The 12,032-nt window shown below is 35.3% G+C and carries 11 protein-coding genes; 7 read left to right on the top strand and 4 right to left on the bottom strand.

What is annotated here, in order from left to right:
- From AC4AGG_RS06335 to AC4AGG_RS06305, 7 genes are all read left to right on the top strand, one after another.
- The coding region (locus AC4AGG_RS06335; protein ID WP_489771148.1) for an acyltransferase at nt 1-462 on the top strand (462 nt) is incomplete at its 5' end.
- A complete protein-coding gene (locus AC4AGG_RS06330; protein ID WP_489771147.1) occupies nt 462-1,640 on the top strand; it encodes a glycosyltransferase in 1,179 nt (392 codons plus the stop codon). The genes AC4AGG_RS06335 and AC4AGG_RS06330, both read left to right, overlap by 1 nt.
- 17 nt (nt 1,641-1,657) lie before the next feature.
- Nucleotides 1,658-2,212, top strand: coding sequence for a serine O-acetyltransferase (locus tag AC4AGG_RS06325; protein WP_489771146.1), 555 nt, complete (start codon nt 1,658-1,660; stop codon nt 2,210-2,212).
- Nucleotides 2,213-2,375: 163 nt separating this feature from the next.
- On the top strand, nt 2,376-2,672 hold the full coding sequence (locus AC4AGG_RS06320; protein ID WP_489771145.1) for a hypothetical protein: 297 nt from the start codon (nt 2,376-2,378) through the stop codon (nt 2,670-2,672).
- A gap of 120 nt (nt 2,673-2,792) precedes the next feature.
- Nucleotides 2,793-4,385: a SulP family inorganic anion transporter gene (locus AC4AGG_RS06315; protein WP_489771144.1), complete on the top strand. Its 1,593-nt coding sequence runs from the start codon at nt 2,793-2,795 to the stop codon at nt 4,383-4,385.
- Nucleotides 4,386-4,466: 81 nt separating this feature from the next.
- Nucleotides 4,467-5,150: a carbonic anhydrase gene (locus tag AC4AGG_RS06310; RefSeq protein ID WP_489771143.1), complete on the top strand. Its 684-nt coding sequence runs from the start codon at nt 4,467-4,469 to the stop codon at nt 5,148-5,150.
- A 70-nt stretch (nt 5,151-5,220) separates the two neighbouring features.
- Nucleotides 5,221-5,877 carry a DUF2490 domain-containing protein gene (locus AC4AGG_RS06305; protein ID WP_489771142.1) on the top strand — a complete coding sequence of 219 codons (657 nt, stop codon included), beginning with the start codon at nt 5,221-5,223 and terminating at the stop codon, nt 5,875-5,877.
- Here the strand turns inward: AC4AGG_RS06305 and pth are convergent, their stop codons facing one another.
- From pth to mfd, 4 genes are all read right to left on the bottom strand, one after another.
- Nucleotides 5,878-6,441 (bottom strand): aminoacyl-tRNA hydrolase, encoded by a 564-nt coding sequence (gene pth, locus AC4AGG_RS06300; RefSeq protein WP_489771149.1) that lies wholly within the window; start codon nt 6,439-6,441, stop codon nt 5,878-5,880. It abuts the gene before it with no gap.
- Between the two features lie 148 nt (nt 6,442-6,589).
- Nucleotides 6,590-7,486, bottom strand: a complete 897-nt coding sequence (locus AC4AGG_RS06295; RefSeq protein WP_489771141.1) for a hypothetical protein — start codon at nt 7,484-7,486, stop codon at nt 6,590-6,592.
- Nucleotides 7,487-7,557: 71 nt separating this feature from the next.
- Nucleotides 7,558-8,406 carry a hypothetical protein gene (locus AC4AGG_RS06290; protein ID WP_489771140.1) on the bottom strand — a complete coding sequence of 283 codons (849 nt, stop codon included), beginning with the start codon at nt 8,404-8,406 and terminating at the stop codon, nt 7,558-7,560.
- Nucleotides 8,407-8,470: 64 nt separating this feature from the next.
- A complete protein-coding gene (gene mfd / locus AC4AGG_RS06285) occupies nt 8,471-11,887 on the bottom strand; it encodes a transcription-repair coupling factor (protein WP_489771139.1) in 3,417 nt (1,138 codons plus the stop codon).
- Between the last annotated feature and the right edge of the window lie 145 nt (nt 11,888-12,032).

The following is a 12,032-nucleotide window of genomic DNA, read 5'->3' as shown; positions in this document are numbered from 1 at the left end:
AATTTTAATATGCCTGATAAAGTCTACTTCGGAACAGAGCCTTTTCTTATAGAAATTGGTGATAATGTCAACATTGCAGCCGGTGTGAGATTCGTCAATCATGGCGGAACTACTACTCTTCTTAGAAGACTTCCGGGGTATGAAGACGCGAGAATTTTTGGCAGAATCAAAATCGGAAATAACTGTACCATTGGTCTTAACTGTGTCATCACACAAGATGTTCAGATTGGGAACAATTGCATCTTGGGGGCCAATTCTACCTTATCCCAATCCATGCCCGACAACAGCGTTTTTATCGGAAATCCTGCTCAATTTCTTTGTACCATCGAAGATTATGGAGATATTGTACTCAGCAACAATACTGAGTACCCAAGAGAATTAGAATCTGACAAGAGAAAATTGGACGAATATATTAAGGCTAACCTACCTCATAAGTACAAAAAAGCGAGGAAAATCAAATAATGAAAAAGAAAATCCTTATCAGAATTGGTTCTCTGCGTCATGGTGGCGCAGAAAAAGTTTTGGTAACCTTTCTCAAAAATCTTCCAGAAGACAAGTACGAAATCGACCTATTGCTGAATTTATATTCTGGGAAATATCTAGCTGAAGTCCCCTCTTGGATTAAAATATTTTACCTTAATAAAGGTGAAATGATTACTACCAATCGACCTCAAGATATCCCTCAGAAAGCTTACAGAGTGGTTTATCAAAAACTTCTAAAAAAATATCCACAGCTTCTTTATAAGTATATTCTTAAAGGAAAGAAATATGATATTGAATTTGCTGCAATACATGGTTTCCGCGACGAAATTCTAAATTCACCTCAGAAATCATCCAAAAAAATCATGTGGATACACAATGATTTAAGAAAAACTGAATTTCATAATTATACAGATGAGGAGATTAGAAAATTTTTCGGGTTTGATAAAATCATGGTTATCTCAGAACATATCCAAAAAGATTTTGAAAATCTCGCTAAAACAGATGATGAGAGAAACCGAATTGTAAGAATCTACAATCCTTTAGATACCGAAGAAATATTGGAAAAAGCAGAAGCCCCTAAATCCCCAAAGGGGACTTTTGTAGAAGATATTTTGAAACAGGAAAACAACCAACAACCAACTTTTATTTCTGTTGGAACGGTTTTTCCTCAAAAAGGTTTTGACAGATTATTGAAAGTTCATAAGAGGCTTCTAGACGAAGGCTTTCCGCATCAAGTCATCATTGTGGGTGATGGATATGATTTTGAAAACATCAAAAAACTGAAATCTTCATTAGGAGTTGATCAAACCGCAACCATGTTAGGATTCACTGACAATCCTTATCCTTACTACAAAAAAGCTGATTTTTATGTTTTAAGTTCGAGATACGAAGGATTTCCAACCGTGCTGTTTGAAGCAATTACTTTGAAGAAAAATATTATTGCAACAGATGTTTCTGGTGTTCGTGAAATGTTAGAAAACGGAAAACTTGGCCTTATTGTCGAAAACTCCGAAGAAGGAATCTATCAGGGAATGAAAAAGGCTATGGAAAACCGCTTGAGTTTCGCCTCCTATCAAGAACAGCTTAATGGTTACAAAATGCCATTCAACCTAGAAAATTCTGTTAAACATATCATGGAAATCATGGATACCGTTTAATCTTTTACCTTTGTCTTATGTCAGATAAAACCATCATTCAAAAAGATTTCTATCGAGAAAGTGGAAAATGGCTTTCTAATTCTCAGATTATAGCAAAATGCATTAATCCTAATTTGCATTATGTTTATCTTCTAAGAAAATGCCAACAGAGCAAAAAAAAATCAATTCATGGAATTTTTTGGAGATGGGTTTTGCGCCATCATCAAATTAAATATGGTTTCCAAATTTATCCAGAAACCCAAATTGGAGAAGGCTTCTATCTTGGTCATTGGGGAAGTCTAGTAATTAATCCCAACGCAAAAATTGGAAAAAACGTCAATATCGCACAAGGCGTCACCATCGGACAACAGAATCGAGGAAAAAATCAAGGATTTCCTACGATTGGAAACGAAGTTTGGATTGGCCCAAATGCTGTAGTTGTTGGTGGAATAACCATTGGCGACAATGTTCTCATTGCGCCTAATGCGTATGTTAACTTCGATGTTCCTTCCAACTCCGTTGTTGTTGGAAACCCTGCGGTTATCACTTCTAATGACAATGCAACGGAAGGATATATCAATAACAAAATTTGATTCTAAACATAGATTTTTTCTCCACGTAATTTCAATTTTTAATTAAAATTAAACACAACTAAATAGATATCGATTATTAAAATTTGTTAAAATTTAGACAAAATCTATAATTTTATTGCTTTTAAATAGTTTGCAACTTATATTTGCAACTTCAATATATCAAATGAGGTTTTTGAATATCATCGTTTTAGTAATTTTTATCAATTTCGAAGCATTACCAGGTATTGCTGCTGTTTTTGGTTGGGATACACCGATGAATACAATTATTGTTGAAGAAGAAGAAAACCACAACTCTTATTCTCAAACCATTTTTGAGAAGACTATTCCGAAAACCTTAGATGTTCTAGATTATATCAAATTCACTGAGCCTGAGGAAAATCCAACATTGTATTTTCTCGTTAACGAGAGAACTTATTTGGATCCACATCTCACTATTTTTTCGCCCCCACCTGAGGCTTAATTTCATTTTTTGAACAAGAATTTTTTGACAACGATCGAAGAATTCTACACTTGTTTTCAGTTTTTTTTATTCAAATAAAAACCGGATTGTTATGTCAGTCCGAAAGCAATATTTTCAATTATGGAAAAAGCAAAAAATCTTATGGGAGGATTCAAAGAGAATTTTCCATCTGGAGTAGTAGTATTTCTTGTAGCATTACCACTATGTCTAGGTATCGCATTAGCTTCTGGAGCACCACCGCTCGCTGGAATTATCGCTGGAATTGTTGGAGGTATCGTTATCGGTTTCTTCAGTAACTCGCACCTTTCGGTATCCGGTCCAGCCGCTGGATTAGCCGCTATTGTATTGGACTATATCACCAAATTAGGAACTTTTGAAATTTTCCTTTGCGCGGGAATTATCGCGGGACTTATCCAAATTGTTCTTGGAATCATCAGAGCAGGAAGTATTTCCAGCTATTTTCCTAATAATGTGATTGAAGGAATGCTTGCCGGAATTGGAGTCATCATCATCCTAAAACAAATTCCGCACGCTTTGGGTTATGATAAAGATTTCGAAGGAAATATGGCTTTGTTCAGCGAATCCTTTGATTTTGGTGTTTACATGCAAAATCTTTCTAATGCTGTTCATTTCGGAGCGATTATCATTACCGTTATTTCACTTTTTATTTTGATATTGTGGGATAAAGTAGACTTCCTAAAGAAACTCAAACTACTTCCTGGAGCACTTTTCGCAGTGGTTGTCAGTATCATTGTTAACGAACTTCTCAAGGGAAGTTCATTAGAAATAAAATCAGAACATTTGGTTTCATTGCCGGTTCCTCAGACCTTTAATGATTTCAAAAACCTAGTAGTATTCCCTGATTTTTCTGGATTCCTGAATTATCAGGTATGGCTTGCGGGTGCTACCATTGCAGTAGTCGCTTCTATTGAAACGCTTTTATGTATTGAAGCAGCCGACAAAATGGATGTTCACAAAAGAATTACGGATACCAATCAAGAACTTAGAGCACAAGGAATCGGTAACCTTATCAGTGCAGCAATTGGCGGGCTTCCTATTACTTCTGTAGTGGTTAGAACCTCAGCGAATAGTAACGCTGGAGCTACCACCAAATTATCCACCATCATTCATGGTGCGTTATTATTAGTTTGCGTTCTGGCAATCCCATTCTTACTTAACAAAATACCTCTAGCAACTTTAGCAGCAGTATTACTTATTGTAGGGTATAAACTTGCAAATCCAGTTAAACTTCAACATTTTTGGAAAAAAGGATTAAGACAGTTCATTCCATTTTTAGCAACAGTGATTGCAGTAGTTGTATTTGACTTGTTAAAAGGTGTAGGAATTGGTTTGGCTATTTCGATTTATTACATCCTTCAAGGAAATATGAAGCGAGCATATTATTATAGCAGACAAGAATTGGAAGGTGCCGACGAAATCACAATCGACCTTTCGGAAGAAGTTTCATTCCTTAATAAAGCCGCTATCAAAAAAACTTTGAAAAACATTGAAGAAAACTCTAAAGTCACCATCGATGCTTCAAGAACCGAATACATTGCGCATGACATCCTAGAACTGATTGAGGATTTTGCCAACGTTAGAGCCAAAGAAGCTAACATTACGGTTGTACTGAAAGGATTCAAACAAAATTATCGAGACGCTGAAAACGATCAACACTCTCACATTAAAATTGATCATAAAAGAGCAATTTAAATTCATTAAATTTCACTAAATTCACAAGAGAACAAAAAAACGACATTGTTTTCTTAACCTAACATTAAAATCATAATCATCATGGGAAAATCATACGAAACAATATTTGAAAACAACAAAAAGTGGATCCAAGAAAAACTAGGAGAAGATTCTAGCTTTTTTGATAAACTTGCAGCAGGTCAGTCACCAGACTACCTATACATCGGATGCTCTGACTCTAGAGCAACTGCGGAAGAACTAATGGGAATGCAGCCAGGAGAAGTTTTTGTTTATAGAAACATCGCTAACGTGGTTAACACTTTGGATATGAGCTCGACAGCGGTAATCGAATATGCTGTTTCTCATCTCAAAGTAAAACATATCATCGTATGTGGACATTACGGATGTGGAGGTGTTAAAGCAGCCATGACTCCTGAGGATTTCGGATTACTTAATCCTTGGCTAAGAACCATTAGAGATGTCTATAGATTGCATAAAGAAGAGCTAGACTCCATAGAAGACGAACATGCAAAGTATAATCGATTAATAGAGCTTAACGTTCAGGAACAATGTATCAATGTCATCAAAATGGCTTGCGTACAAGAAAGATATATCTTAGACCATTACCCTATTGTTCATGGTTGGGTTTTCGACCTTAAAACAGGTAAGCTTATCGACTTAGAAATAGATTTCGAAAAAATACTTGCCGATATCCAAAAAATTTATGACTTAACAAATTCTAGCTGGATGATGAGCAAAGCAACCAACAAAAATTTGATTCCCTAACTAAGTTATTAATTATTTTTAAAAACGAGGAACCAGCTTTTTTCTGGTTCCTTTTTTATTGTTTACAACTATGAAAAAAATAATATTAACCCTTTTTATTTTCTTAAACAATATAGCAGCGGCACAAAGCAATCAACTTGGAAACTGGTTCATTTATTTCTCAGACCATCCAATTAATAATCAATGGAATTGGTGGACTGAAGCGCAATTTAGAAATTATGACATAGGCGACGTACAGCAAATACTGCTTCGTACAGGACTAGGGATCAACCTAAAGGAAAAAAATGATAATCTGTTGTTAGGCTACAGCTATATCTACTCAGAAAATTATGTCAACGACCTACAAAAAGTCAATAATACTGAACATAGAATCTATCAGCAATATATCCATAGACATCAATTGGGTTCATTATCTATCCAGCATCGACTAAGGTGGGAAGAAAGATTCTTAGAAGACGATTTCAAAATGAGAGGACGGTACTTTCTAGGGATCAACTATCCTTTAAATTCAAAAAGCTTCACCCCTAACACTCTTTTCATTTCCTTTTATAACGAAATTTTTTTGGTGCCATATAAAGATGCCTTTGATAGAAACCGCATCTATGGAGCCTTCGGTTTTGTTGCTTCAAAGGACCTCAAGCTAGAACTCGGAGTTATGAATCAGTCGACGAAAAATAGTTCGCGAAACCAACTTCAATTGGTCATCAACCACACATTACCATTTTGATTATTTTCCATTGAAACTCGACATGGTATTATTAATACCAGCAAAGACAAATGATAAAGCGGCTTTAGAAAACTTCTCGATTCTTTCGGGAAGTTTTTCATTTTCTTCCTCAGACCAAGTACCTAAAACGTAATCCACCTGTTTCCCTTCAGAAAAATCAGCAGATATACCAAATCTAAGTCTAGGATAATTAGGTGTTTGTAACTCATTTTGAATACTATATAGACCGTTATGACCTGCATCAGAACCCTTACCCTTCAACCTTAACGTTCCAAAAGGAAGAGCTAAATCATCCGTAACAATTAGTAGATTTTCTAGTGGAATATTCTCCTTTTGCATCCAAAATTTCACTGCTTTTCCAGAAAGATTCATATAAGTATCGGGTTTCAAAACCAATACTTTTCTACCTTTATACTTTCCTTCAGCAAGCCAACCAAAATTAGCAGACCGAAAAGATGCTTCGAGGGTCTCTGCAATTTTATCCGCAACTTTGAAACCGATATTATGTCTTGTGTTTTCATATTCGGCGCCCTTGTTTCCAAGACCTACAATTAGATATTTCACGATGTTTGTTTCTATTATTTGTTTTTCGTTGGAAAACAAGTTTTTTAAAGAATTAAAAATCTTCATTCCTATGACTATTATTTTGCAAAAATAAAAACGAGAAATGAAATTTCACTTCTCGCCGATATAATTTATTTAATTTCTTTTATTAGAATGGTCTATAATCGTAATTGATATCATGACCAGAAACCATATAATTTTGAGGATCATACGTCAAATCAGAATAGTACTGAATAGGCGTTACAATACTTGTTCCTGTTACAGAAATCCTTTTAGGATTCTCATAAGAAAACGCATAATATCTAATACCATCGTTAATAGCGCGATAAAGATTATATGCAGTTGGCAACAAGGTAAACGGACTTACTCCTAAATCATATGCATCGTAAGTATAAGTCATCGTATCATCCGCTGTATTAAAGACACCAGAAGTTATTGTCCCTGAATCAATATTACATTCTGCTACATTAGAAGTCGTGCTATCATACGTTAATGTCGTTATCGAATAGCTGGAATAAGTAAAACTCACTAAAGGTTGTACCAAACCTTCTTGCATTGTAATAGTCTTAATTCTGTTAGAAGAATCATAAGCAACCGTATATAACTTCTTAAACTTATACTCAACAATAGGATTAGCTGTTGCATAATTTGGAATCAAAGTAGAAGTTTCCGTAATCGTAGTTATCTTCGACCCATCAGAATTATAATTAAAGTATCTCTCTGTTGTAAATTTATCTGTTGCAGCAAGAACACCAGTTGAAGTAATTTTATTTATTAAATCACCATTATAGTAGACATTGGTAGTAGAAACTTCTGTATCATTATTGGTGGTAACCGTCGACAACTTTGTCATGTTATATGTGTATTGAGCTAGTACCGCATTGGAGCTGTACTCACGATAAAGGAATCGAGCACCGTTAATACCAGTCTCGTTCCCTCCCATATTATTGAGAAGATTATTATCATCAGAATCTGCAATTCGTTTACAAGATTGAACTGAAAGGATAAATATTGCCGAAACTACTATATATAGAAAATTTTTCATTTTAATTATATTTTAACTCATCAAAAAGCAACAAAAATTGCTTTGTAAAAGTAATGTCTTGATATTAATAACTAAGGAATTGCTTTGTAACTATACTTAACAGCCCCAGAATTTGTAGATACCAAGAAATTCTGATCATCATAAACAGCTTTTTTAGTATCCGTTGTAGTTTCAGTAAGAGCTCCTGAACCTACTTTCTTTGATTGGTAGAATGAATTATTAGCACTCAATTTCTGAAAATTCTCAGTATCTCTAACACCCATTGTTATATTATAAAACTTTGATAAGGTAGAGTAAGGATTATATTTATTATCATAATTATCGTACGTATAAGTAATCAAGTTGGCAGAATCTAATGCATCATAAACACCACTAACAATTGCTGCGCTATTTTCTGTAATCTTTGACACATTTAATCCATCATAAGTAATCGCAACTACGGTATACTTAACCCACTCAGAATTAGTCTGCGGATATTTGGTTAATTTAATCAAGTTAATTGGTTTACCAGCACTGTTATAAGTAATGTTGGTAGTTGTTTTTTTATACAAATCATTGTCATCATACTGATCCTCTGTAATAGTATTAATATTTCCATCTAATCCGTAAGAAAGATTGACTGTAATCTTGCTACTTGTTGACTCGTTGATATAGATATTATTAAGTCTTTGACTCGTATTGTAATAAACATTTTGTAATTCTGAACTCGCAGACACATAAACACTTTCTAAAACACCAAATGATGTACTGCTATATTCTGCCTGTGTTGACCCTGTACTTTTTACAGAAGTTAAAATTCTCGGCCCGTCAATACCTGGATTTTCGCTCCATCCATAGACTTCAGCTGGATCCGATTCTCGACATGAGGACACGAAAAACACTAACAAAACAGGAATCAAAATTTGTATAATTCTTTTCATATTATATAATTTACACAAATATATAAAAACTTTTGAATGACACGATGCAAATTAGGAGATGTTTTTATTGATTTAGAATATTTTCCAAAACAGTAGTAACTTCATCGATATTAACAATCTTATCTTTCCTCATCATCAACTGATTCCCTTCTTTGCCCATTTTTTCTTTAAGCTGTGCTTGATGCGGATTCTGGGTTAAGTACGCAATAATATTTCTGAATTTTTCGCTTTGGTAAAATTTATCCTGCGGATTGATAGGGAAATAACCAAGGAAAATTCCGTTTTTCATCACTATTTTTTCAAAACCAATGTCTGAAGCGAGCCATTTCAGTTCTACCGATTTCAACAGATTAATTGCTTCTTTTGGAATATCACCGAATCGGTCAACTAATTCTGCTTCGAACTGACTAAGCTCTTTTTCATTCTGAATTTCCGCCAATTTTTGGTAAAGACTTAGACGTTCTTCCGTGGAGTTGATGTAGGAATCAGGCAACATCAATTCGAAATCGGTGTCGATATTGACTTCTTTATTAGACTTAAATAACTTTTTACGGTCTTCTTCATTCTCGAAAAGATTTTCGAACTCACTATCATTTTGCAATTCTTCCAAAGCTTCTTGCATAATTTTTTGATAGGTTTCGAATCCCATTTCATTTATAAATCCACTTTGTTCTGCTCCTAATAAATCACCAGCACCTCGTATTTCCAAATCTTTCATGGCAATTTGAAATCCGCTTCCCAAATCCGAAAACTGTTCAACAGCTTCCAAACGCTTTCGAGCATCAGATGTAATCATATCATAAGGTGGCGCAATCAGGTAACAAAAGGCTTTTCTGTTGCTTCGTCCCACTCTTCCACGCATTTGGTGCAAATCTGCCATTCCAAATTTTTGTGCATCGTTGATAAAAATCGTATTGGCATTCGGAACGTCCACCCCAGATTCAACAATGGTGGTGGAAACCAAAACATCATATTTACCTTCCATAAAATCCAATACATTTTGTTCGAGTTGTTTCCCGTCCATTTGTCCATGTCCAGTAATCACCCTCGCATCGGGAACCAAACGTTGAATGAGTCCTGCAATGTCCTTTAAATTCTCAATTCGATTGTTTATGAAATAGACTTGCCCATCTCTTTGGATTTCATAAGAGACAGCGTCTCTCAATATATCTTCGCTGAAACCAATCACTTGCGTGTCCACAGGCTGTCTGTTAGGTGGTGGTGTTTTAATCACCGACAAGTCTCGTGCTGCCATCAACGAAAACTGAAGCGTTCTTGGAATCGGCGTTGCCGTTAATGTCAACGTATCAATATTGGTTTTCATGGTTTTGAGTTTGTCTTTCACATTCACGCCAAACTTGTGCTCTTCGTCAATGATTAACAATCCTAAATCTTTGAATTCAATATCTTTTCCTACCAATTGATGGGTTCCGATTACAATATCTATTTTTCCATTTTTCAAACCTTCCTTGGTTTCAGACTTTTGTTTTGCAGTCCGGAATCTATTGAGATAGGATACGTTCACTGGAAAATCTTTCAATCGCTCCTTGAAACTTCTGTAATGTTGAAACGCCAAAATAGTGGTCGGCACCAAAATCGCGACTTGCTTTCCATCGGTTGCCGCCTTGAAAGCCGCCCGAATCGCCACTTCCGTTTTTCCGAAACCAACATCACCGCAAATCAATCGGTCCATTACCGTATCCGCTTCCATGTCGTGCTTCACGTCAAAAGTCGCCTTTTCTTGGTCTGGAGTGTCTTCATAAACGAAACTCGCTTCCAACTCATTTTGCAAATAGGTGTCGGGTGTAAAAGCAAATCCTTTCGCAGTCTTCCTTTGAGCATAAAGTCTAATTAAATCAAAGGCAATCTGCTTAACCTTGGCTTTGGTTTTTTGTTTTAAACTCTTCCAAGCAGGCGAACCCAATTTGCTTAATTGAATTTCCCGTCCGTCTGGACCATTGTATTTGGAAATTTTATGTAACGAATGAATCGAAGCATATAATAAATCCCCATTTTTATAAGTCAGTTTGAAGCATTCCTGAACTTTTCCATCGTTATTTACCTTTACCAATCCCATGAATTTACCAATCCCATGGTCGATATGCGTGATGTAATCTCCGACTTTAAGGGACATTAAATCTTTAAGCGTCAGTTGTTCTGATTTTGCAAAAGAGTTCTTAGCTTTGAATCTTTGATAACGGTCAAAAATCTGATGGTCGGTATAAACCGAAATTTTTAGCTGAGAATCAACAAAGCCTTCGTGCAATTCTGATTTAAAGGATTTAAAAAGGTTATGAGACAAGTCGAACCCTTTTAATTCTTCGAATATACTTTCCAAACGTTCTTTCTGTTTTTCAGTGGAAAAAGAAATCCAAACTTCATAGTTTTCATTTTTCTTTTGCTCCAAATCTTGAAATAACAAATCAAAATTTTTATTAAAAGTAGGCTGAGCGGTTTGACTAATTGTTACGAGTTTTTTGTTGTTAGTGTCCTGTTGTTGATTCGTAAAATCAATGGTTTTAAATTTCTTTAAATCCTCTATGAAAACCTCATCCGAAACAAAAAGTTCGTCTGGCTTTTGATGCTTGATGTCTTTACTTAATTGCTCGAAATTAGTTTCCGCTTTTTCGAAAAAGTCTTTCAACTTTTTATGAATGAGCATTGCGTTTTGGGTAATCACAATGCTGTTAGGCGCTAGAAGCTCCAAAAGTGAAACTTTGTTTCCCGACACTGCAAAATTCATATTCGAAACCAACTCAAATTCGTCCACTCTCCCAGTTGACAACTGGGTTTCGATGTCGAATTCCTTTATGCTTTCGATTTCGTTTCCGAAAAAAGTAATTCGGTAGGGTTTTTCGTTGGCATAGGAAAAAACATCAACAATTCCGCCTCGCACCGCAAATTCTCCTGGCTCTGAAACAAAATCTGTAAAATGAAAATTGAATTGATTCAGTAATTCTTCTGTAAAATCAAAATCCAGCTTTGCACCGACCTTTATTTGATGAGAAATCGCTTTGAAGTCTTCTTTCTTCAGTACCTTTTCACTTAAAGCGGAAGCATTGGCAACAATAATTTTGGGCTTGTTCGAATTGTTAATCTGATTGATAACCTCAGTCCTCAAAACAATATTAGCATTCTGAGTTTTTTCTATCTGATAAGGATTGAGATGCGTCTCAGGGAAATAAAAAACTTGGCTTTCTCCCACCAACTCTTCTAATTCGGTTGTGATATAATGTGCAGATTCTTTATCGTCAATTATAAATAATATTGAAGATGCTTCACTTCGACTGCGCTCAGTGTAAACTCGCTCAGCATGACAACATTGTGTCAGGAAAAGCTCTGCTACCAAAAGGGATGGAGCAGACCCTGCAAATCCTTTTACAGATATATTATTGGAAGATTCTAATTGGTCAAAAATTTCCTTTCCAAAATTTTTCTTGAGCAATTCGGGAAGAAGAGATTCGTTGATATTTCTAAGCATAAATTAAATATATAGATTATTGTCATTGCGAGCAAAGCGAAGCAATCTGTAAAATTTTGGGATTGCTTCATTATGTTTCACCTCATTCGCAATGACAACGACAAAAGCGATTTCAGGACTTGGTCTGAAATCGTTTTTCTGTGGG

This window comes from Chryseobacterium sp. CG10_8 (genome assembly GCF_058117085.1).
The sequence above is the reverse complement of the archived record's forward strand: the minus strand, read 5'-3'. Positions and strand labels throughout refer to the sequence as shown.